Raw genomic sequence first — 22472 nt, 5'->3', positions numbered from 1 at the left:
GGGGCCCGGTGATGAACCCCACGCGCACCTGCCCGTACGGAAGCTGGCCCTCGCCCCTCGACGCGGGCCTCGCGGCCTCGCTCGACGGACGGCCCGAGTACATCGGCACGGTCGGCCCCGAGGTGTGGTGGACCGAGCCCCGGCCGCGGGAGGCGGGCCGCCGCACCTTGGTGCGCCGCCGCCCTGCCGGGGCCGGGACCGAGGTCAGCGAGCTGCCCGCGCCGTGGAACGTGCGCAGCCGGTTCACCGAGTACGGCGGCCTGCCCTGGGCCGGGGTCGAGCGTGCGACGGGTGGGCCCCTGCTGGTCTTCGTCCACTTCGCCGACCAGCGGCTGTACGCCTACGAGCCGGACGCGCCCGGAGCCCCCGACCCCAGGCCCCTCACCCCCCTGTCCGCGACCGGCGGCGGATTGCGCTGGGTCGATCCGGTGCTGCGCGGGGACGAGGTCTGGTGCGTCATGGAGGAGTTCACCGGGGCGGCGCCGACGGATGTGCGCCGGGTCCTGGCCGCCGTACCGCTGGACGGGTCCGCGGCCGGGGACCGGTCGGCCGTGCGGGAGCTCACCGACGACCGGCACCGCTTCGCCACCGGCCCGCGGCTCTCGCCGGACGGCAGGCACGCGGCCTGGCTGGTGTGGGACCACCCGCTGATGCCCTGGGACGGCACCGAGCTGCACCTGGCCGAGGTCACCGCGGACGGCGGACTGGCCGGGGCCCGCACGGTCCTCGGAGGACCCGACGAGTCCGTCGCCCAGGTGGACTGGACGGCCGACGGAACCCTGCTCGCGGTCAGCGACCGCGGCGGCTGGTGGAACCCGTACCGGGTGGACCCGGACACGGGCTGGGCCGTCAACCTGTGCCTGCGGGAGGAGGAGTTCGGGGGAGCGCTGTGGAAGCCCGGGTTGCGCTGGATCGCACCGCTTCCCGACGGACTCGTCGCCGTGCTGCACGGCCAGGGCTCCTCGGTGCTCGGCATCCTGGACCCGGAGAGCGGCGACCTGGTGGACGCGGCCGGGCCCTGGACGGCGTGGCAGCCGACGCTCGCCGTGCACGGCAGCCGGGTCTACGGGGTGGCCGCCAGCCCGCGCAGCGCCTACGAGGTGGTCGAGCTGGACACCGCGAGCGGGCACGCCAGGGTCGTCGGCGCACAGGGCCCGGACCCGGTGGACCCGGCCTACTACCCGGAGCCGCAGAGCCGCACCTTCCTCGGCCCGGACGACCGGCAGATCCACGCGCACGTCTACCCGCCGCACCACCCGGCCTGCCGGGCCCCCGCCGACGAACTGCCCCCGTACGTGGTGTGGGCGCACGGCGGGCCCACCGACCACGTGCCGCCCGTGCTCGACCTGCACATCGCCTACTTCACCTCGCGCGGGATCGGCGTGGTCGAGGTGAACTACGGCGGCTCCACCGGCTACGGCCGCGCCTACCGGGAACGGCTGCGCGAGCAGTGGGGTGTGGTGGACGTGGAGGACTGCGCCGCCGTGGCCCGGGCGCTGGCGGCGGAGGGCACCGCCGACCCGGCGCGCCTCGCGATCCGCGGCGGCAGCGCGGGCGGCTGGACGGCGGCGGCTTCGCTGGCCACGACCGACCTGTACGCCTGCGCGGCGATCATCTACCCGGTGCTGGACCTGCTGGGCTTCGCCGAGGAGACCCACGACCTGGAATCCCGCTACATCGACGGCCTGGCCGGGCCACCGGGGACCCTCGCCGTCCTGAACCGCGAGCGCTCCCCGGTGGCCAACGCCGACCGGATCACGGCGCCCTTCGTGCTGCTCCAGGGGCTGGACGACGCGGTCTGCCCGCCGGCGCAGGCGGAGCGGCTGACGGCCGCGATGCGGGGCCGGCCCGTGCCGCACGCCTACCTCGCCTTCGAGGGCGAGGGCCACGGCTTCCGCCGCGCCGACACCATGGTCCGCGCCCTGGAGGCGGAACTGTCGCTGTACACACAGGTCTTCGGGATCGAACGCACCGACGTCCCGCGGCTCGCGCTGGAGACCTCCTCGTGAACCGGACCGCGCCGGGCAGCCGCCTCCGCCTCCCCGCCTCTGCGGGACCCGCCGGTCTCCTCCGCGACGACGGCCTGCCCGCGCCCGGTCGCGCCGTCCCCGCCCGGCCGCCGGGCGCCCGCCGCGGATGACGGGAGGACCCCTACCCTGGGCCGATGACCGTTTCTGCGTTCCTGCGTGAAGGGGGTCGTGTCGGCCTGCGGCCCTACCGGCTCTCTGACGGACCCGAGTTCACCGCGCGTGTGCGCGAGAGCCGCGGCCTCCACGGCCCCTGGCTCTTCCCGCCCGCCACCATCGAGGAGTACGCGCCCTACGCGACCCGGCTGACGGCGGGCGACGCCCGGGCCGGGTTCCTCGTGTGCGAGCTCGGCACCGGCGCCCTGGCCGGATTCGTCAACGTCAACAACATCGTGCGGGGCGCGTTCCAGTGCGGCGCCCTCGGCTACGGGGCCTTCGCGCACGCCGCCGGCCGGGGCCTCCTGCGCGAAGCCCTGGGCCTGGTCCTCGACCACGCCTTCGCCCCCGCCGGGGAGGGCCTCGGCCTGCACCGGCTGGAGGCCAACGTCCAGCCCGGCAACACCGCTTCGATCGCCCTGGTGCGGGGCGCCGGCTTCCGCCTGGAGGGGCTCTCCCCGGACTTCCTCCGGGTCGACGGCGCCTGGCGCGACCACGAACGCTGGGCCCTCACCGCAGGGATGCCCCGCACCCGGTGACGCCGCCCGGGCCCGCGCCGTGCGGGCCCGGTCCGCGACGATGCCCGCCGCCGAGGCTCCGCATCGCGCAGGATGAGGGGATGCGCACCCTCGTACTGCTCGATGCCCCGTCCAACCTGGGACTGCGGCCGCCCGCGCCCGGGACTGTCCCCGGCGTCTACAAGCTCGCGGGCGCCCTGCGCGAGCAGGCCCTGCTGAGCAGGCTCGGGGCGCGCGAGGGCGGTGTCGTCGTCCCGCCCCGCTACGACCGCGGCGACTGGGCGGAGGGCGACGGCGTCTTCAACGCCGACGCGCTCGCCGCGTACACCGTCGCCCTCGCCGACCGGATCGAACGCCACCTGCGGGCCGGGGAGTTCCCCGTCGTCCTCGGCGGGGACTGCTCCATCCAGCTCGGCGCCTCGCTCGCCATGCGCCGGACCGGCCGCTACGGCCTAGCCGCCGTCGACGCTTCGGCCGACTTCCGCCACCCGGGCAACACCGCCGTCAACGGACCCGTCGGCGCCGCGGCCGGCGAGGAACTGGCCCTGGCCACCGGTCGCGGCCAGCCCTCGCTCAGCGACCTGGAGGGGCTCGCGCCGTACCTGCGGGACGAGGACGTCCGGCTGTTCGGGATCCGCGACGGGGACGCGGACCTGCCCGAGCTGGCGGAGGCCGGGATCTTCGCGGCCACCGTCGGCGAGATCCGCCGCCGGGGCGCCGCGACCGTCGCCCGGTCCGCGCTGGACGGCCTGATCCCGCCGGTGACCGACGGGTTCTGGGTGCACCTGGACGCCGATGTGCTCGACCCGGAGGCGATGCCCGCCGTGGACAGCCCCGCCCCCGGCGGCTTGCTGCCCGATGAGGTCGCGGAGCTGCTGGGCGTTCTGGTCGGGTCACCGCGGTGCGCCGGGCTGAACGTCACCGTCTACGACCCGGATCTCGACCCCGACGGCCGGGCGGGCACGCTCCTGGCGGATCTGGTGACGGGGGCCTTTGCGTAATCCTGACCGGTGGTGATCCGCGGAACCCCTGTGCACCGGCCGCCGTGGCGTGTTCCCTTTCCTTATGGCCACCACCGTCCGACGCGCCGTACTGACCCTCCCCGCAGCCCCGTTGGGCTCCGACAACCCACTGCCCGCCCTGCAGGCGCCCGACGGCGTGCACGTCCTGGACGCGCGCTCCCGCGACGGCATGCCGCGTGAGATGGCCCGCCAGATCGGGTACGAGCCGCTGCGCTCGCTGCTGCCCGTACGGATCCGCGACGGGTACGGGCGGGTGCGCACGGAGCGGGAGTTCGAGGCCGTCGTCATCGAGAACGAGCACCTGCGCGCGACCGTGCTGCCGGGCCTGGGCGGGCGCGTCCACTCGCTCGTCCAGCTGCCCACCGGCCGCGAACTGCTCTACCGCAACCCGGTGTTCCAGCCCGCCAACTTCGCGCTGAACGGGGCCTGGTTCTCCGGCGGCATCGAGTGGAACACCGGCGCGACCGGCCACACCGCCCTCTCCTGCGCCCCGCTGCACGCCGCGCTGGTCCCCGCTCCCGACGGCGGCGTGATGGTCCGGCTGTGGGAGTGGGAGCGGCTGCGCGACCTGCCGTTCCAAGTGGACCTGTGGCTCCCCGGGGACTCGCGGTTCCTGTACGCAGGCGTCCGCGTGCGCAACCCGCACGAGCGGCCCGCACCGGTGTACTGGTGGTCCAACACCGCCGTCCCGGAGGACCCGGGCAGTCGCGTCCTGGCCCCCGCCGACGAGGCCTGGCACTTCGGGTACGAGCGCTCGCTGCGCCGCATCCCGGTGCCGGAGTGGGAGGCCGCGGACCGGACCTACCCGCTGCGCAGCGAGTACCCGGCCGACTTCTTCTACGAGGTCGAGGACGGGGCCCGGCCCTGGGTCGCCTGCCTGGACGCGGACGGGCGGGGCCTGGTGCAGGCCTCCACCGGGCGGCTGCGCGGCCGCAAGCTGTTCGTGTGGGGCGCGGGCGGTGGCGGCCGGCGCTGGCAGGAGTGGCTGACCGAGCCGGGCACGGGAGGCTACGCGGAGATCCAGGCCGGGCTGGCCCGCACCCAGCTGGAGCACGTACGGCTGGAGGGCGGCGCGGAGTTCAGCTGGCTGGAGGCGTACGGACCGCTGTCGGCGGATCCCTCGGCGGTGCACGGCGCGGACTGGACGGCCGCCCGCGGCGCGGCACAGGACGCCTTGGACGCCGTGCTGCCGCGGCAGCGCGTGGACGAGGCCTACGAGGCGTGGCACGGCTGCGCCGACACCGAGCCGGGGGAGCGGCTGGCGGTCGGATCGGGCTGGGGAGCGCTGGAGGTGCTGTGCGCGGGCCACCGGCTGCCGGGTACGCCCTTCGAGGAGGCCACGCTGGGCGAGGAGCAGGAGCCGTGGCTGGAACTGTGGCGCACGGGCGTCCTGCCCACGCCGCGCCGGGTCGTCCCGCCGGGGCCGAGCCTGGTCGCCCCGCACTGGCGGGACATGCTGGAGACGGCTCCCGCGGACCCGCTGACGGAGTACCACCTGGGCGTGGCCCAGTGGCACGCGGGTGACACCGCCCAGGCGGTACGGAGCTGGGAGCGCGGGCTGGCGCTCGCCCCGTCGCAGTGGCCGCTGCTGCGCTGCCTGGCGGTGGCGGACGCGCTGGCGGGCGATGCCGCACGGGCCGCCGACGGTTTCGCCGCGGCCTTCGAGGACCTGGCGGCGGAGAACCGCGGGGGCGAGCCGTGGACGGCCGCGGAGTCGGCCCTCGGACGGGAGGCGATGGCCGCGCTGCTGGCGGCGGGCCGGCTGCCGCAGGCCCGTGCGGTCTGGGACCGGGTCCGGCCGGCCCTGCGCGAACAGGGGCGCTTCCGCCTGTTGGCGGCCCGGCTGCTGGCGGCGGAGGGGCATGTGCGGGCGGCCCGCCGGGTCTTCGAGGACGGCTTCGAACTCCCCGACCTGCGGGAGGGCGAGGAAACCCTGTCCGAGGTGTGGTCCGCGCTCACGGACTGCCCGCTGCCCGCCCGCTATGACTTCCGCATGCGGCCGGCTACCTCTTGATCCCGTCGAGGCAGCGGACGAAGACTTTGCCCGACGGCCATCGGGCAAAGTCCAGCTCATCGTGGTAGCCGATGTCCGACAGTCCCTCGCACAGGGCGGTGTCCTTGGTTCCGGGGAACACCTGGACCACCTGGTCCTGGGCGTCGTCGCCGCCGCACCCGGTCACCCGGAGGTCGGATCAGATCGCCGCCGTTCGTGAGGCAGTCGCCGGCCGCGGCCCGTCATGGGGTGGTCTCCCGGTGTACTTGAGGGCGCCCGTCAACTGTGACGTGCGCACGCCATCCTCGGGGGGAGCCCTCCGAAGGGACCGTCCGGGTCAGGCCCGGCACAGGACCTCGCCGTTCAGGACCGTGAACCAGGCGTCCGGGTCGGCGGCCCAAGCGTGCCAGGCCCCGGCCGCGGCCTCCAGATCGCCGGGCGTCGCGTGGCCGCCGCGGACGGCGGCGTCCGCGTACCCGGAGGCGGTCGTCCGTTCGGCCCACAGGTCGGACCACCACGCCGTCTCCTGCGGGGTGGCGAAGCACCAGGCCGTGGCCGAAGAGGCCACGTCCGTGAAACCGGCCCGGCGGGCCCAGGCCCGCAGTCGGCGGCCCGCGTCCGGTTCGCCGCCGTTGGCGCGGGCCACCCGCCGGTACAGGTCCAGCCATCCGTCCAGCCCCGGCGTCGCCGGGTACCAGGTCATCGCCGCGTAGTCGGCGTCGCGGGCGGCGACGATGCCGCCCGGCCGGCACACCCGCCGCATCTCGCGCAGCGCCCGTACCGGGTCCCCGACGTGCTGGAGGACCTGATGGGCGTGGACCACGTCGAAGGAGTCGTCCGGGAGGTCCAGCGCGTGCACGTCCGCGACGGCGAAGCGCACGGCGCCGCCCAGACCGCGCTCCTCCACGTGGGCCCGGGCCCGGGCCAGGACGTCCGCGGCCGCGTCGACGGCGGTGACTCGGCCGCCGGGAGAGACCAGCCGTGCCAGGTCCGCCGTGATGGTGCCCGGGCCGCAGCCGACGTCCAGCACCGTCATGCCGGGGCGCAGCTCGCCGATCAGGTAGGCGGCGGAGTTCTCGGCGGTGCGCCAGCGGTGGGAGCGCAGGACCGACTCGTGGTGGCCGTGCGTGTAGACGGCGGTCTCCCCGGCGGTCTCCCCGGCCGCGTCCATCGCGGTCCCTCCGGCTGTGTCCGCGGCGGCGTTCGTGGCGGTGTTCGTGGCGTCCATGGCCGTAACCCTCCTCGTCGAAGCGCTGGCCCCACCGTAAGCGATCAGACCGAACTTCGAGATGGGCGTATTGAAATGTGGACGACCCTCTTGGCGCGCAAGGGGGATCGGCGGGGCGGTGGCAGGTCCGGACCAGGGCGAGGAGAGTGGCACCAGGGGACGTCACCCCCGGCGGAGGGCGGTGGGAGCCATGTCCGACACGCTGCTCGAACGGCACGCCGAAGCGCTGCGGTTCTTCGGTGAGCGGGTGCGCGCCGTGAAGGGCGACCAGTGGGGCGCGCCCACCCCGTGCACGGAGTGGACCGTCCGGGACCTGGTCAACCACGTCACCGGCGAGCAGCTCTGGGTCCCGCCGCTGATCACCGAGGGCCGCACCCTGGAGGAGCTCGGCGACGCCTTCTCCGGGGACGTGCTCGGTGGCGACCCGGTCGCCGCCTGGGACCGCGCCTCGGGCGCCGCGCACGCCGCCTTCGCGGCCTCCGGCGCGCTGGAGCGGACCGTGCAGCTCTCGTTCGGGCCCGCGCCCGGGGCGGCGTACTGCTCGCAGCTGACCGCGGACTGCGTCGTGCACGCCTGGGACCTCTGCCGCGGCATCGGCGCCGACGACCGGCTGCCCGACACGCTCGTCGAGTTCTCGATCAAGGAGTTCATGCCGTACGCCGACGCACTGGCGGCCAGCGGCATGTTCGCCGCGCCGGTCGAGGTTGCGGCCGGCGCGGACGCTCAGACCCGGCTGCTGGCGATGGCCGGGCGTGAGGCCTGAATCCGCAGTCCGGCATCCGTCAACAGGCATATGCGGGCAATCAATCGTATAAAGGTCAGGGTCGGCGGAGAGCGAGCGGTGCGGCGAACGCGAAAGGCGGACAGCGGTGGAGGGGATGCAGCGCACGGTGGCGGAGGGCCGCGGGCCGGTCCGCTACGGCCCGCCCGCGCCCCAGCCCGGCCTGCCCGTGATCTCCGAGCTCGTCTCCGTCCTCGGCGCGGCCGCCGGGCGCTGCTCCGCGCAGCCACCGGGCGGCGGTGCGTCCCTGCGTGAGGCGGCCTGCCGGTACTGGGGTCGCCGCGGACTGGCCGCCTCACCGCAGAACGTCGCGGCGGGCCCCGGCGCCCCGGCGCTGCTCCTGGCCCTCCTCGGGGCCCACGGAGGCGACGTGATGCTGCCCCGGCCCTGCCCGGCCTGGTGGACCCCGCAGGTCAGGCTGCTCGGGCGGCGCGCCTACCATGTGCCGACCCCGGCCGAGTGCGGCGGCGTTCCGGACCCCTACGCCCTGTTGGAGACCGTACGGCGGGTCCGCGCCGAGGGCGGTGACCCGCGGGTGCTGCTGCTGTCGGTCGCGGACGACCCGACCGCGACCGTACCGCCGCCCGAGCTGGTGCGCGAGGCGTGCGAGGCCGCTGCGTCCGCCGGGCTGTTCGTCGTCAGCGACGAGAGTTGGCGCGACACCGTCCACCGGCCCCACGACGACCTCGTCCTGAGCCCTGCCGAGATGCTGCCCGAACAGGCGGCGGTCCTCGTCGACCTGTCCGGCGCACTGCTGCCGGCCGGCTGGCCGGCAGCAGTGGTCCGCTTCCCCGACACCCCGCGCGGGGACCGGCTGCACGCCGGCACCCTCGACGTCCTCACCGCCACCGGCGCGATGGTCGCCGGACCCGTGGCCGGTGCCGCCGCGCACGCCCTCGACGAACCCGAAGCGGTCGCCGCACGCGCTCACGCGGCCGCCCGCCTGCACGGCCAGGTGGCGGCCGCCGCGTACCGCGAGCTCCGCGCGGCGGGGGCGCTGGCCCGACCCCCGCAGGCCGGGCGGCACCTCTACGCCGACCTCACCCCGCTGCGCGCCGGACTCGCCCGGCACGGGGTCGGCGACGCCATGGAACTGGAGGACTGGCTCGGCGGCCGGCTCGGCGCGCCCACCCCGGGCGGACAGCGGTTCGCGGACGAACTGGGCGCACTGCGGGTCAGACTGTCCACCGGACCGCTGCTGGGCGCCACCCCCGAGGAGCGGCTGGCCGTGCTCACCGCCCGGGACCCGCTCGCGCTGCCCCACGTCCGGAGCTCCCTGGACCTCCTCGGATCGGTCCTGGCCGAGCTGGCCTGACCCCCGGCCCACCCCGACCCCCAGCCCACCTCGATCCCCGGCCCACCCCGACCCCCGCCCCGGCCGACCCCGGACCATGGTGAACGGAGACTGCTCGATGAGGGACCGGACGGACGCCGCCGCACCCGCCCCGGCCGCCCCCTCCGCGGGGCCCCCACGCCCGGCCGGCACCCCGCGGGCGCCGCTCCCGTCCGCCCCGCGCCCGCTCGGTGAACACCGCCGCTGGCCCCGCTCGTTCGCCGACCGGCTCACCACCCCACTCCCCGGAGTCCGCGCCTTCGCCCGGCTCGCCCGCGAGGGCGCCTTCCGGCCCGGCCCCGAAGGGCTGCGCGGCATCCCGGATCTTCCGTACGAACCGGGCCCGCTTCCCGTGACGGAGGCCGGCGCGGTGTCCGTGACCTGGGCCGGGCATGCCAGCTGGATCGTGCGGACCGGCGGACTGACCGTGCTGACCGACCCGGTCTGGTCCCGCAGGATCCTCGGCACGCCGTCTCGGATGACGCCCGTCGGAGTGCGCTGGGAGGACCTGCCCCCGGTGGACGCGGTCGTGATCAGCCACAACCACTACGACCACCTCGACGCCCCCACGCTCAGGCGGCTGCCCCGGGACACCGCCTTCTTCGTCCCCGCGGGCCTCGCAGGGTGGTTCCGCCGCCGCGGCTTCACCCGGGTCACCGACCTCGACTGGTGGGAGGCGGCCGAACTGGGCGGCGTACGGTTCGAGTTCGTCCCCGCCCACCACTGGTCGAAGCGGTCCCTGATCGACACCTGCCGGTCCCTGTGGGGCGGCTGGATCCTCACCGACACCCTGAGCCCCGTCCCGAGGAAGGTCTACTTCGCGGGAGACACCGGTTACGGCCGGTGGTTCCGCGAGATCGGCCGCCGCCACCCGGGCATCGACCTCGCCCTCCTGCCCGTCGGCGCGTACGCCCCGCGCTGGTGGCTCGGCGACGTCCACGCCGACCCGGAGGAGGCCGTCCGGGCCTGCGTCGACCTGGGGGCCCGGCGGATGGCCCCCATGCACTGGGCCGCGTTCGTGCTCTCCGCCGAACCGGTCATGGAGCCCCTGCACCGCACCCAAGCCGCCTGGTCCCGCTCGGGCCGGCCCCGCGAGGACCTCTGGGACCTCCCGGTCGGAGCGTCCCGCTCCCTGCCCGACCCCGACCCCGACCCCGACCCGGGCCCCGACCCCGATTCCGGCCCCGACCTCGATTCCAGCCCCGGGCCCGGCGCCGGTCCGGAGCCGGATGCGGCCTAGTGTCCTGCGCCGGAGATCCGTCGGCAGAAACGGGCGAGGGAGTCGAGGATCTCCTCGGCAGTCTTGGTCCAGATGAACGGCTTGGGGTCTTCGTTCCAGTTCTTGACCCACTTACGGATGTCCGCTTCGAGGGCCTGGACGTTCTTGTGGGCGCCGCGGCGGATCATCTGGTCGGCCAGGAAGCCGAACCACCGCTCGACCTGGTTGATCCACGAGGAGCCGGTCGGGGTGAAATGCAACTGGAAGCGGGGGTGTTTGGCCAGCCATGTCCTGATCGCCGGGGTCTTGTGGGTGCCGTAGTTGTCACAGATCAGGTGGACCTGGAGATGGGCGGGCACCTCTTTGTCGATCTTGATCAGGAACTTCTTGAACTCGGCCGCCCGGTGTCGGCGGTGCAGGGCGCTGATGACCTCACCGGTGGCGACGTCGAACGCGGCGAACAGGGTGGTCAGGCCGTTGCGCACGTAGTCGTGGGTCCGCCGCTCGGGCATGCCGGGCATTATCGGCAGCACCGGCTGGGACCGGTCCAGGGCCTGGATCTGGGACTTCTCGTCCACCGAGAGCACCACCGCGCCCTCGGGCGGGTTGAAGTACAGACCCACGACGTCGTAGACCTTCTCCACGAACAGCGGGTCCGTCGACAGCTTGAACGTGTCCGTCAGATGCGGCTTGAGCTGGAACTTCCGCCAGATCCGGCCCACTGTGGACTTGGACAGGCCGCTGCGGTCCGCCATCGACTTGCGCGACCAGTGGGTGGCGTTCTTCGGGAGTTCCTCCAGCGTGGTGACCACGACCGCCTCGACTTGGTCGACGCTGATGGTGGGCGGGCGGCCTGGTCGCGGCTCGTCAACGAGCCCGTCCAGCCGCTCGGCGAGGAACCGCCGCCGCCACTTGCGGACCGTGTCCGCGGTGACCCGCAGATCCCTGGCGACCGCGACGATCGGCGGCACCTCCGGCCCCGCGCACGCCAGCACAATCCGTGCGCGCAGGGCCAGAGCCTGGGCCGACGTTGCCCGACGTGTCCACCGCTCCAACGCCGCCCGCTCATCAGTAGAGAGCAGCAACGGCTCGAGCTTCGGGCCCCGACGAGGAGCAGACGCACCAGCAGCAGAAGTCACATACCAACTAACGATCAACTACTGGCGCAGGACACTAGTAGTGCTTGGTCAGGTCCGTATTGGGGTGGGTATGTCGCGGTGACAGGTGGGGCAGGCGCCGTTCCATGTCGCGAGAAGGGTTTGTAGCTCGCGGATGATCCGGTAGAGGGTCAGGCCAGCGCCGTGTCTTTTGGGGCTCTGGCCAGTCGTTGCAGGGTGCAGAAGGCGTGCGCGACGGAGACGAGGGTGACGTGGTGGTGCCAGCCGTTCCAGGTGCGGCCCTCGAAGTGGGCCAGGCCCAGGGCCTGCTTCATCTCGCGGTAGTCGTGTTCGATGCGCCAGCGGAGCTTGGCCAGGCGGACCAGGGTGGTCAGCGGGGTGTCGGCGGGCAGGTCGGAGAGCCAGAACTGGACCGGCTCGGCCTGGCCTGCTGGCCACTCGGCCAGGAGCCAGCACTCCGGCAGTTCCGGTCCGTCAACAGTCTGGCGGACCTCGCGTCCGGCAGGCCGGATCCGCAAGGCCACGAACCGCGAGTACATCCGCTTGAAGCCGCTGCGGCCCGTGCCGGGCCGGGATCCCTCACGCCACTGCACCGGCTTCGCCGCCTTCCGGCCGGCCGCGATGACCAGCTGTTTCACCGACTGCGGCTTGTCGGGGTACTTCGCCACCGGCGGGCGCCCGGTCCCGGAGTACGGCTCGGCGACCGGCACCGCGGGGCCGGGCTGGGCCGAGAGGGTGGTGGAGATGCCCACGACGTAGTTGAGGCCGCGGGCCTGCAGGCCGTGCCGGAAGGCCGCGGCGTCGCCGTATCCGGCGTCCGCAATGGCCAGCGGCACCTCGATGCCCCACGAGCGGGTCTCATCCAGCATGTCCAGGGCCAGCTGCCATTTCTCCACATGCCCGATGTCGTCGGGGATACCGCAGGCGGTGCGGCGGGCGACCTTGTCCGGATCCGCCTTCACCGACCCGGGCGCCCAGGTCTCGGGCAGGAACAGCCGCCAGTCGACCGCCGCCGAGGCATGATCCGAAGCCATGTGCAGGGAGACGCCCACCTGGCAGTTGGTGACCTTGCCCGCGGTGCCGGTGTACTGCCGCGACACACACGCCGAGGCATTGCCGTCCTTGAGGAACCCGGTGTCGTCGAAGACCAGCACGGTGGGCCGGATCGCCCTTTCCATCCTCCAGGCCAGCCGGGCCCGCACATGCGCCGGATCCCACGGACTGGTGGTGATGAAGTGGGCCAGGGCCTGACGGTTCCCGTCCTCGCCCAGCCGGGCGGCCATCGGCTCGACCGACTTGCGCTGCCCGTCGGTCAGCAGCCCACGCAGGTAGACCCGCCCCCACCGACGCTGATCATTCCGCGCGAACGGCTCGAAAACCTCCGCCGCGAAATCCTCCAGATCACACCGCACCGCGGCCAAGTCCTCAGGCGTCACACCCGATCAACGACACAGCCACTCAACTGGACACGCCACCAAAGACTGAACCTGACCAAGCCCTACTAGGGGAGCTTCGTCCGCCGGTCTCCTCCGTCCCTCCCCTACGCTGCGAGCTTCTGCGACTGCTCCCGTCGCGGGCCCATCGCCTGCCGCAACAGCCTGGCGAGCGGCCGCTCGACCACCCGGTGCAGGAGCCAGGAGAAGAGAACCATCCCGGCGATCACACCGAGCAGCGTCGGCCAGGCACCCCACTGCTCGTTCCAGCGCCAGATCACCCGCACGCCCAGCGACTGGTGCACGAGATAGAGGGGGTAGGAGACCACACCCGCGATCGGCAGCCAGCGCCACTGAATGCGGTCCAGCTTGCCAAGCGCGATCAGGCACATCACCAGGTACATCACCGTGACAGCGCTGAGGCAGACCTTCCAGTTGATGCCATGCCCCTCGCCCGCCATGATCTCCGGCAGGCGGTGCTGCATCAGCAGCCACGAGAGCGCCAGGATCCCCACGGTCTCCCCTTCGAGCCGGCCCGCCCGCCGGACCAGGTAGAAGGCGATGCCGGCGATGAAGAAGGGCGCCCAGCGGGGCATCACAAGCTGCTCAAGCAGCGGAATGCCCGATGCGGGTGCCATGACCGAGCCCAACGCCCAGATCCAGCAGAAGGTCGCGACCCGGCGGTAGTTGCTTCCCAGCAGGACCACCAGTGAGAAGAGCAGGTAGAAGCGGAGCTCGACCCAGAGCGTCCAGTAGACGTTGTCCACATGGGTGACGCCGAGTGGTTCGTTCAGCATCGTGAGGTTGGTGAGCATCTGCCCGAAGGTGACCTTCGGTTCGCCGGGAACGTGCGGACCCAGTCGAGCAGCCGCCGAGGAGAGTACAACCGCGGCCCAGTAGAGCGGGAAGAGCCGAAGGACCCGCCCCTGCCAGAAGTGTCCGAGTGACTTCCCCCACCCGGACATGCAGATGACGAATCCGCTGATCATGAAGAAGAAGGCCACGCCCAGCCATCCGAACTGGGCTATGCGGTGCAGCGCGGGGAAGAGCTCGCCCGCCGTCCGCTGCCAGGGGATCGTCCCGTAACTGGCCAGGTAGTGGAAGAGGACCACCGACAGCGCGGCGAGCAGTCGCAAGCCGTCCAGCACCACGATGCGCTGTGCCCGCGCGGCCCCGGTCGCACCGCCGACCCGCCGGGACCTGCCGGCCCGCCACAGCACTCTCCGTGCCCGGTCGGTGGCGTTCTGCGGTGATCCGGCGGTCACGGGGACGCGGTCCCTGGCGATGGTCCGTTCGTCGGACATGACACCTCTGATGATCCTTCGGTGTCGCGACACCGGATGCGATGGGGGAGTGCTGAACCCGCCGATCTTACTCAACGCTGCCGAGCGCCTCCGGCGGCGTGCGGGCTCGGGAGGTTTCGTCACAGGCGCCGGGCCCGGCCCGCCCCCCGTCCCCGCCGCTCGCACCGGGAAGAAACGCCACAGCACCTCGGGGATGCGGTCAGGTACGCCGTGCCCGAGCCGCCCTCGGGCTGCTCGGATCGCAGCCCGGTCCGTCCCCGGACGGGCGTCGGGTCGGTCCGCTCGGCGCGCCCCGACGCCCGTCAGGGATGGCGCCGCAACCGGCGCCAGAGCGCCGGGCCCGCGCTGACCAGCAGCGCCAGGCCGACCGCCAGGGCCACGCCCTTCCAGGGCTCCGGGAACAGCGAGCCGCCCAGGATGCCGATCAGGCCGTACGTGGCTGCCCAGGCCAGGCAAGCGGGGCCGTCGCCGCGGGCGAACCGGCGCAGCGGCAGCTCCGCCAGCAGGCAGGCCAGCATCACCGGGATCCGGCCCGCCGGTACCAGCCGGGAGAGCACCAGCACCGTGACCCCGTGCTCGTCCAGCCGGGTCTGGGCCTGCGCCAGCCGCTCCGGTGCGGCCCGGCCGCGCAACGCGGCCAGCCACCGCGACCCGTTGCGGGACCGCACCCCCCGCTGCCCGAGCCAGTACAGCGCCAGATCCCCGGTGAAGGCCGCCAGCGCCGACACCCCGAACACGAGCAGCACCCCGTACGGCGCCTGGTGGTGGAAGGCCACCACCGCCGCCGAACTCACCAGCGCGCCGGTGGGAATCACCGGCACCAGCGCACCCAGTGCCACCAGCACGAACAACGCCGGGTAGCCCACTGCCTGCTGGGTGGTATCCGGCGGCACCTGGCCGGCCCCCGCGGCCCCCGCCACGGCCACCGCCGTGAACGCGCGAAGGGTCACGGCAGCCGCACCCGCTCGCCGTGCCCCGGCACCCGCACGCACACCTTCGGCGCCAGCTGCCGGGCACGCCGCTCGAACTCCTGGCCCGGCGCGTGGAACTCGTGGGGCCGGACCGCGTCCATCCCGACCGGCCAGTACGTCCCGTAGTGGACCGGCACCGCCGCCGCGGGGGCCAGCTGCGCCAGCGCGTGAGCGGCTCGTACGGCGTCCAGATGTCCGGGCCCCAGGTACGGACCCCAGCCGCCCACCGGCAGCAGAGCCAGGTCCACCGGCCCCACCTCCTCGGCCATGGTGTCGAACAGCCCGGTGTCCCCGGCGAAGTACGTCCGGGCGGCGCCCAGGACCACGTATCCGAGCGCCGGCGCGAGGTGCGGGCCGTACGGCAGCCGCCGTCCGTCGTGGCGTGCGCTGACCGCGCGGACCCGCACGCCCTCCCCGACGCGGACCTCGTCGCCCGGCGCCGTCTCCGTCACCGTCAGCCCGCGCAGTCCGGCGAGCCGGGCCAGCCGCGGGACCGCCCGCCGCGCACCCCGCGGCACGAGGATCCTGGTGCCGGGCGCGAGCAGCCCCAGCGACGGCAGGTGCAGATGGTCCGCGTGCAGGTGCGACACCAGTACCACGTCCGCCACCGCCGCCTCGGGCGGCGGGAGCGCTCCGCGGCGCCGTCGCAGGTGCGCGAGCCGCCGGGTGAACAACGGGTCCGTCAGCAGCCGCACCCCGGAATCCTCGACGGTGCACGTCGCATGGCCCCACCAGGTGATCTCCACCGGCACCAGACCCTCCCTCCCTCGCCGTCCCGCCGGCCTCGGGGTGTCCTTCCCATCATGCCGGGCCGGCCGCTCCGCCACCGCACCCGAATCGGAATCCGGCAGCCCCTCCTCCCGGGCGGCGGATCGGAGTAGGGTCCGGCGGCATGGAAGAGTTGCGCGTGGCCGCGATCGCCAGCCTGGCCCCGCTCGAAGATCTGGACGCCGACCCGTTCGCCGTGGACACTCGGGGCCAGCACGCCGTGTGCGCACGCTGGGCGGCCGACCGGGGTTACCTCGTGACCCAGCAACTGCTCGTCTACGGGATGCGCGCGGACCACTGCGGCTTCTGGTCCGAGATATCCGCCGGGCGGGTCGATCTGTTCGTCGCCGCCAATCACCGGGTCCTGGCCCGCGCGCTGAGCTGCGTCGAGGAGTTCACCGCAGAGTGCGAGCGGCGCGGCGTGCGCCTGGAGACCGCCGGGGACGAGGAGCCGCGGTACACCGCCGCGATGAAGGCCGAGGTGCACCGGCGGCTGTCCATGCCGACCGCCGGCTACGACGGCACCTGACCGCTGTCCGTCCGCTTTCCCGTCGTCCGGCCGGCCGGCAGCCGTTGTGCGAGCCTGGAGGCGGGAGACGACCCCGGGGGTGGCACGTGCGGCGACGGCGGTGGCGGAACACGGGCAACGCCCTGGTGCGGGTGATCCTCGTCTGGGCGGTGTCCACCCTCACGATGCTCGCCCTGGCCGGGATCCTCCCGGACTTCCGCCTGCAGTCCGACGACGGCGACAGCATCACGCAGATCGGCCTCACCGCGGCCTGGGGCGCCGGCGCCTTCGGCCTGCTGAGCGCACTGGTCTGGCCCGTGCTGGTGCGGGCCCTGCTGCTGGTGCCCGCCCTCGTGCTCGGGGTCCTCGTGTTCTTCCTGAACGGCTCGCTCCTGCTGCTGGCGCTCAGACTGATCCCCGACGGGCGGGGCGAAGCCGCCCCCGAGACCGCGGTCGTCGTGGCCGCCGTGATGTCCGCGGTGGCCTCCGCGACCTCCACGGCGCTGGCAGTGCGCGACGACGAGGCGTACCGGCGCCGGCTCTACCGGCTCGCCGACCGGCGCCGCCGCCGGCAGGGCCGCGGGTCCGCCACCCGGACGGGGGCGGCGGTGCCGGGCCTGCTGGTCCTCCAGCTCGACGGGGTCGGGTACGAGGTGCTGCGCGAGGCGTGCGGCAGCGCGCTCATGCCCACCGTCGCCGGCTGGCTCGAAAGCGGCCACCGCGTCACATCCTGGCGCACGGATTGGTCGAGCCAGACCGGCGCCAGCCAGCTCGGCATCCTGCACGGCTCCACCTTCGACGTGCCGGCCTTCCGCTGGTACGAGAAGGACACCGGCGAGGTGATGGTCTGCAACCGGCCCGCCAGCGCCGCGGAACTGCAGCGGCGGGCCATCGAGCGCACCGGCGACGGGGGACTGCTCACGCTCGACGGGGCCAGCCGCGGCAACCTCTTCAGCGGCGGTGCCGACCAGCTGGCGCTCGTGCTCTCGGTCTCGGCGAGGCGGGGCCGGGCCAACCGGTCCCGCGCCGGCTACTTCGCGTACTTCTCCGATCCGGCCAATGCCGTCCGCACGGCCCTGTCCTTCTTCGCCGACGCGGCCCGCGAGATCGTCCAGTCCCGGCGGGCCCGGATCCGCGGGGACCGGCCCCGGGTCTCGCGCGGCGGGCTCTACCCGCTGATCCGGGCCTTCGCGACCGTGGTCGAACGGGACGTGGTCGTCTCGGCGGTGATCGGCGACATGCTCGCCGGGCGCGCCGTGGTCTACGCCGACCTCGTCGCCTACGACGAGGTCGCCCATCACTCGGGCCCGCGCGGACGCGACACCGACCAGGTGCTGGAGCGCCTCGACCGCAGCCTTGCGCTGATCGCCCGGGTCGCCGAGCACGCGCCGCGCCCGTACCGGATCGTGCTGCTCTCCGATCACGGCCAGAGCCCCGGGGAGACCTTCCTGTCGCGCTACGGGCTGACCCTGAAGGACCTGGTGAGGGCGGGCTGCGGCCTGCCCGTCCCCCGCAGGGCCGGCCGCACCCGCAGTGGGGCCGAAGCCCGCGCGGCGGTTCTGGCCGCTCTCCACCGGCCGGTGGAGGAGGGTGAGGAGGCCCGCCCGGGGCCGGGCACGGACCCGGTGGTGCTGGCCTCCGGCAACCTGGCCCTGATCTCCTTCCCGGACATTCCCGGCCGGGCCTCCCGGGCCCGTGTCGAGAGCACCCACCCCGCGCTGCTGGCGACCCTGGCGAACCACCCCGGCGTCGGTTTCCTGCTGGTGGACGGGGTGGTGCTGGGGCCGGGCGGGGCCGAGGCCCGGCTGGACGTGCCCGGCGAGGCCGAGAAGCTGCTGGCGGCCTTCGGTCCGGGGGCGGCGGCGGCCGTCCGCCGGACCGACGCCTTCCCGCACGTGGCCGACATCATGGTGAACTCGGCGTACGACCCCGGCACGGGCGCGGTGCACGCCTTCGAGGAGCAGATCGGCTCGCACGGCGGCCTGGGCGGCGAGCAGGGGCGTCCGTTCCTGATGTGGCCCGCGGAGCTGTCGGACCCGGGGGAGGAACTGGTCGGCGCGGAGGCGGTGCACGGCGTCCTGAGGCGCTGGCTCGGTGAGGCCGACGGCCCGCAGGTGCCGGTGGCCGCCCCGGAGTCCCGACGGGCGGGGAGCGGCGTGTCCGGCGGGGCGGGCGGCCACGCGGCCGCCCCTCCGGCGCGGACCAGAGGGACCAGAGGGACCGGAGGGACCGGGGAGCGGGTCGGTGGGAGGACCGCCCGAGAGGCGCCGCAGGATTCCCGGCGGGAAGGCCCCCTCGACGGAATCCTTCCTTCCGAGGGTGCGCCGGTGCGGGACGAAACCCGCTGATTTGGTACGTCCCGCACGGTGGTCGACCATGTGTCGACCCGCCCACCATGTGAGACGACCCGAGGCGCACCCCCGATGACCAGCACCGCAGCCCTGCCCACAGAGGCCACCGCACCCCCCGAGCCGGGCCGCGACCCCCACGCCCGGAGCTTCGGCCTCCCCATCGCGACCTGCCTGGTCATGGGCAACATCATCGGCGGCGGGATCTTCCTCCTCCCCGCCTCGGTCGCCCCCTTCGGCACGATCAGCCTCGTCGCCTTCGCGCTGCTCACCCTCGGTGCGATCGCCCTCGCGCTCGTCTTCGGCCGCCTCGCCCACCGGCACCCGCAGACCGGTGGCCCGTACGTCTACGCCCGTGCCGCCTTCGGCGACTTCGCCGGCTTCCTCGCCGCCTGGAGCTACTGGATAACCTCGTGGGTGTCGAACGCGGCCCTCGCCGTGGCCTCCGTCGGCTACCTCAGCGTCCTCTTCCCGGCCATCGGCGCGCACAGGTGGTCCATGTGCCTGGCGGCGCTGGCCATGCAGTGGCTTCCCGCGCTCGCCAACCTGGCCGGCACCCGCTACGTCGGCGCCGTCCAACTGGTGGCCACCGTGCTGAAGTTCGCCCCGCTGCTGCTGGTGGCCGTGGGCGGCCTGTTCTTCTTCGACCCCGCCAACCTCGGCCCGTTCCAGGCCACCGGTCAGAGCCCGGCCGGCGCGCTTTCCGCCGCTGCGGCGATCCTCCTCTTCAGCTACCTCGGCGTGGAGTCCGCCGCCGTCAGCGCCGGCGAGGTCCGCGACCCCGCCCGCAACGTGGGTCGGGCCACGATCCTCGGCACCACCGGCGCGGCCGTCGTCTACCTGCTCGGCACCCTCTCCGTCTTCGGCCTTGTCGCCCACGAGCGGCTGGTCTCCTCCGAGGCCCCGTTCACCGACGCCGTCAACGCCATGTTCGGCGGCACCTGGGGCGGCACCCTCGTCGCCTGCGCCGCCGTCGTCTCGATGGGTGGCGCCCTCAACGGCTGGACCCTCCTCAGCGCCCAGACCCCGTACGCCGCCGCCAAGGACGGGCTCTTCCCGCGGGCCTTCGAGAAGAAGCGGCGGGGCGTCCCGGTGGTCGGTGTCGTCGTCACGACCTCCCTGGCCTCTGCCCTGACCGTCTACAACTACACGGCCGGTTCCGACGGCGTCTTCGAGATCCTGGTCCTCGTCACCACCTTCACCGCCACCGTCCCCTACCTGCTCTCCACCGCCGCGCAGATCTACTTCCTGCTCTCCGGACAGGGCGAGCGCGTCCGGCGGGGGCGCCTGGTCCGCGACGCCGCCCTCGCGGTCCTGGCCTTCGGCTTTTCCCTGTGGCTGGTGGCCGGCTCCGGGTACGCCGCCGTCTACCAGGGCGTGCTCTTCCTCTTCGCGGGCGTCGCGGTCCATGCCGCCATGGCCGCCCGCAGGCAGCGGACAGCCACCTGACCTGCGCGGTAGCGTGGAAGGACAGCGCCTTCAGGGGGCATGAAGGGGTCGCCATGTCCGCGATCAGAGAAAGCATCGACATCGACCGCAGTCCCGAGGAGGTCTTCGCCTACGCGTCGGACGCCTCCCACCTGCCGGAGTGGCAGAAGAGCGCGGTGTCCGCCCGGGGCACCGAGCACCCGGCCGTGGGAGCGATCATCTCCGTGCGGCGGCGGATCGGCCGGCGTGAGTTCCCGATGACCATGGAGCTCACCGAGTACGACCCGCCCAGGAGCTGGCACCTGCACGGCATCGACGGCCCGGTCCGCGGCGATGTCCGGGGCACCGTCGAGCCCCTGGGCGACGGAACCCGCTCCCGCCTCACCCTGAGCCTGGACTTCGAGGGCCACGGCATCGGCAGGGTGCTCGTACCGCTCGTCGTGAAACCGCACGCTCGCAAGGAGATGCCGCTGAACGAGGAGAAGCTCAAGCACCTCATCGAGGCCTGAGCCCCGCCCGCGGGAGAACCGGATGCCGGGCGGTGTGGGGTGCGATCACACGGGCCGCACCCCACACCGCCCCACCGGCGCAGGACGTCCCCGCTCGGGCAGCCCGCCGTCACCCCCGGGGAACCGGGACGCGGCGCGCCCGAGCCGGTACGGTCACGCCCCCGGCCCGCGGATGCGCAGGTCGGGGGCGTGCTGCGTGGAGATCGACTCAGTCGAGGTAGTCGCGCAGCACCTGGGAGCGCGACGGGTGGCGCAGCTTCGACATGGTCTTCGACTCGATCTGGCGGATCCGCTCGCGGGTGACCCCGTACACGCGGCCGATCTCGTCGAGGGTCTTCGGCTGGCCGTCGTTGAGGCCGTAGCGCATGGAGACCACGCCCGCCTCGCGCTCCGAGAGCGTGCCCAGGATCGACTGGAGCTGCTCCTGGAGGAAGGTGAAGGAGACCGCGTCCGCGGGCACGACCGCCTCGGAGTCCTCGATGAGGTCACCGAACTCGCTGTCGCCCTCCTCACCCAGCGGGGTGTGCAGGGAGATCGGCTCGCGGCCGTACTTCTGGACCTCGATGACCTTCTCGGGGGTCATGTCGAGTTCCTTGCCCAGCTCCTCCGGGGTGGGCTCGCGGCCCAGGTCCTGGAGCATCTGGCGCTGCACGCGGGCGAGCTTGTTGATGATCTCGACCATGTGGACGGGGATGCGGATCGTGCGCGACTGGTCGGCCATCGCACGCGTGATCGCCTGCCGGATCCACCAGGTCGCGTACGTGGAGAACTTGAAGCCCTTGGTGTAGTCGAACTTCTCCACGGCGCGGATCAGGCCGACGTTGCCTTCCTGGATCAGGTCCAGGAAGAGCATGCCGCGGCCGGTGTAGCGCTTGGCCAGGGAGACCACGAGGCGGAGGTTGGCCTCCAGCAGGTGGTTCTTGGCGCGGCGGCCGTCCTCGACGAGGATCTCCAGCTCGCGCTTGAAGGCGGGCTTGTGGTCCTCCTCCTCTTCGAGCTTGTACTCGGAGAAGAGACCGGCCTCGATGCGCTTGGCGAGCTCGACCTCCTGCTCGGCGTTGAGGAGCGGCACCTTGCCGATCAGCTTGAGGTAGTCCTTGACCGGGTCCGCGGTGGCACCGGCCACCATGACCGTCTGTGCCGGGGCGTCGTCCTCGTCGTCGTCGGACAGCACGAAGCCCTGGGCGCCGGTCTTGGGCGCCTCCTCCTCGGCTTCGTCGACGAGGTCCTCCGCTGCCCAGTCCTCGCCCTCGACGGCCGGGCTCTCGGCCTCGTCCGCGTCCTTGGCGCTGGTCTTCTTCGCCGCGGTCTTCTTCACGGCGGTCTTCTTGGCGGCGGTCTTCTTGACCGTGCGCTTCTTCGGCTCGGCGGCTGCCTCGGCCGGAACCGCCGCCTCCGCAGCCGCGGCGGCCGACGGAGCGGATATCGCCGTGGCCGTGACTGTGGTGGCCGCGGCGGGGGCCGCGGTCTTGCGCGCACCGATGGGCCGGGGCGCGGCGGTGGCCTTCTTGGCCACGGTGCGGGCCGGGGCGGCAGCCTTGCGGGGCTTCTTCGCGGCAGCCTTGGTGGCGGGGGCCGCGCTGACGTGAAGGGCGACACCCTCCTCGTCGAGGACCTGGTTCAGGCTGCGCAGGACCCGCTTCCACTGGTCCACCGGGATGCGGCCGGCCTCGAAGGCCTGGCGCACGTCGTCACCGTTGATGTGACCCTGCTCGCGGCCGCGCTCGACGAGCGCGACGAGGGCCTCCGATTCGGCGATCTCCGGAGGGAACGTACGGGACGGGCTGAGCGACACAAGGAGCCTCTCG

The 22472-nt window shown here is 73.6% G+C and carries 19 protein-coding genes; 11 read left to right on the top strand and 8 right to left on the bottom strand.

The genetic code is table 11. From position 1 onward, the window contains the following. Nucleotides 1-11: 11 nt before the first annotated feature. The 4 genes from AW27_RS05460 to AW27_RS05445 all read left to right on the top strand — a co-directional run bounded on the left by AW27_RS05460 (nt 12) and on the right by AW27_RS05445 (nt 5737). A complete protein-coding gene (locus AW27_RS05460) occupies nt 12-2009 on the top strand; it encodes a prolyl oligopeptidase family serine peptidase (protein ID WP_037917880.1) in 1998 nt (665 codons plus the stop codon). A gap of 155 nt (nt 2010-2164) precedes the next feature. Continuing rightward, entirely contained in the window at nt 2165-2722 is a 558-nt protein-coding gene (locus AW27_RS05455; RefSeq protein WP_037915841.1) for a GNAT family N-acetyltransferase, read from the top strand. Between the two features lie 80 nt (nt 2723-2802). Continuing rightward, a complete protein-coding gene (locus AW27_RS05450; RefSeq protein ID WP_037915844.1) occupies nt 2803-3702 on the top strand; it encodes an arginase family protein in 900 nt (299 codons plus the stop codon). A gap of 64 nt (nt 3703-3766) precedes the next feature. Continuing rightward, complete coding sequence (locus tag AW27_RS05445) at nt 3767-5737, top strand: DUF5107 domain-containing protein (RefSeq protein ID WP_037915847.1); 1971 nt, start codon at nt 3767-3769, stop codon at nt 5735-5737. On the opposite strand, the gene AW27_RS05440 is transcribed toward AW27_RS05445, so the two are convergent. Both AW27_RS05440 and AW27_RS05435 read right to left on the bottom strand, forming a co-directional pair. Next, nucleotides 5727-5903: a hypothetical protein gene (locus AW27_RS05440; RefSeq protein WP_157840145.1), complete on the bottom strand. Its 177-nt coding sequence runs from the start codon at nt 5901-5903 to the stop codon at nt 5727-5729. The genes AW27_RS05445 and AW27_RS05440 overlap by 11 nt on opposite strands. Nucleotides 5904-6053: 150 nt before the next feature. Next, a complete protein-coding gene (locus tag AW27_RS05435) occupies nt 6054-6887 on the bottom strand; it encodes a methyltransferase domain-containing protein (protein WP_037917883.1) in 834 nt (277 codons plus the stop codon). Between the two features lie 247 nt (nt 6888-7134). On the opposite strand from AW27_RS05435, the gene AW27_RS05430 reads away from it, so the two are divergent. The 3 genes from AW27_RS05430 (at nt 7135) to AW27_RS05420 (ending at nt 10298) form a co-directional block, all read left to right on the top strand. After that, on the top strand, nt 7135-7707 hold the full coding sequence (locus tag AW27_RS05430) for a TIGR03086 family metal-binding protein (protein WP_037915850.1): 573 nt from the start codon (nt 7135-7137) through the stop codon (nt 7705-7707). 115 nt (nt 7708-7822) lie between these two features. Next, on the top strand, nt 7823-9040 hold the full coding sequence (locus AW27_RS05425) for an aminotransferase class I/II-fold pyridoxal phosphate-dependent enzyme (protein ID WP_037915854.1): 1218 nt from the start codon (nt 7823-7825) through the stop codon (nt 9038-9040). Between the two features lie 97 nt (nt 9041-9137). Further along, nucleotides 9138-10298 (top strand): MBL fold metallo-hydrolase, encoded by a 1161-nt coding sequence (locus AW27_RS05420; RefSeq protein ID WP_078555792.1) that lies wholly within the window; start codon nt 9138-9140, stop codon nt 10296-10298. Here AW27_RS05420 and AW27_RS05415 read toward each other — a convergent pair. From AW27_RS05415 to AW27_RS05395, 5 genes are all read right to left on the bottom strand, one after another. Beyond that, nucleotides 10295-11416 carry an IS630 family transposase gene (locus AW27_RS05415; protein WP_052030024.1) on the bottom strand — a complete coding sequence of 374 codons (1122 nt, stop codon included), beginning with the start codon at nt 11414-11416 and terminating at the stop codon, nt 10295-10297. The two genes, AW27_RS05420 and AW27_RS05415, sit on opposite strands and share 4 nt — an antisense overlap. A gap of 149 nt (nt 11417-11565) precedes the next feature. Next, nucleotides 11566-12831 (bottom strand): IS701 family transposase, encoded by a 1266-nt coding sequence (locus AW27_RS05410; RefSeq protein ID WP_304949835.1) that lies wholly within the window; start codon nt 12829-12831, stop codon nt 11566-11568. 104 nt (nt 12832-12935) lie between these two features. Beyond that, nucleotides 12936-14132 (bottom strand): acyltransferase family protein, encoded by a 1197-nt coding sequence (locus AW27_RS05405; protein ID WP_052030025.1) that lies wholly within the window; start codon nt 14130-14132, stop codon nt 12936-12938. A 302-nt stretch (nt 14133-14434) separates the two neighbouring features. Beyond that, nucleotides 14435-15082: a DedA family protein gene (locus AW27_RS05400; protein WP_236647438.1), complete on the bottom strand. Its 648-nt coding sequence runs from the start codon at nt 15080-15082 to the stop codon at nt 14435-14437. Continuing rightward, nucleotides 15079-15855, bottom strand: a complete 777-nt coding sequence (locus AW27_RS05395; RefSeq protein WP_037915858.1) for an MBL fold metallo-hydrolase — start codon at nt 15853-15855, stop codon at nt 15079-15081. The genes AW27_RS05400 and AW27_RS05395 overlap by 4 nt, the downstream gene beginning before the upstream one ends. A gap of 140 nt (nt 15856-15995) precedes the next feature. Between AW27_RS05395 and AW27_RS05390 the strand changes: the two genes are divergently transcribed. The 4 genes from AW27_RS05390 (at nt 15996) to AW27_RS05375 (ending at nt 20664) form a co-directional block, all read left to right on the top strand. Beyond that, nucleotides 15996-16400: a hypothetical protein gene (locus AW27_RS05390; RefSeq protein WP_037915860.1), complete on the top strand. Its 405-nt coding sequence runs from the start codon at nt 15996-15998 to the stop codon at nt 16398-16400. 86 nt (nt 16401-16486) lie between these two features. Continuing rightward, nucleotides 16487-18727 carry a phage holin family protein gene (locus tag AW27_RS05385; RefSeq protein WP_236647440.1) on the top strand — a complete coding sequence of 747 codons (2241 nt, stop codon included), beginning with the start codon at nt 16487-16489 and terminating at the stop codon, nt 18725-18727. Nucleotides 18728-18802: 75 nt separating this feature from the next. Further along, on the top strand, nt 18803-20176 hold the full coding sequence (locus AW27_RS05380) for an amino acid permease (RefSeq protein ID WP_037915863.1): 1374 nt from the start codon (nt 18803-18805) through the stop codon (nt 20174-20176). A 53-nt stretch (nt 20177-20229) separates the two neighbouring features. After that, a complete protein-coding gene (locus AW27_RS05375) occupies nt 20230-20664 on the top strand; it encodes an SRPBCC family protein (RefSeq protein ID WP_037915865.1) in 435 nt (144 codons plus the stop codon). A 208-nt stretch (nt 20665-20872) separates the two neighbouring features. Here AW27_RS05375 and AW27_RS05370 read toward each other — a convergent pair whose 3' ends face one another. Beyond that, entirely contained in the window at nt 20873-22459 is a 1587-nt protein-coding gene (locus AW27_RS05370) for an RNA polymerase sigma factor (protein WP_037915868.1), read from the bottom strand. Nucleotides 22460-22472 lie beyond the last annotated feature (13 nt).

Origin of the sequence: Streptomyces sp. PCS3-D2 (assembly GCF_000612545.2) — a bacterium.
Taxonomy (GTDB): domain Bacteria; phylum Actinomycetota; class Actinomycetes; order Streptomycetales; family Streptomycetaceae; genus Streptomyces.
This window is presented reverse-complemented; position numbering and strand designations above follow the sequence as displayed.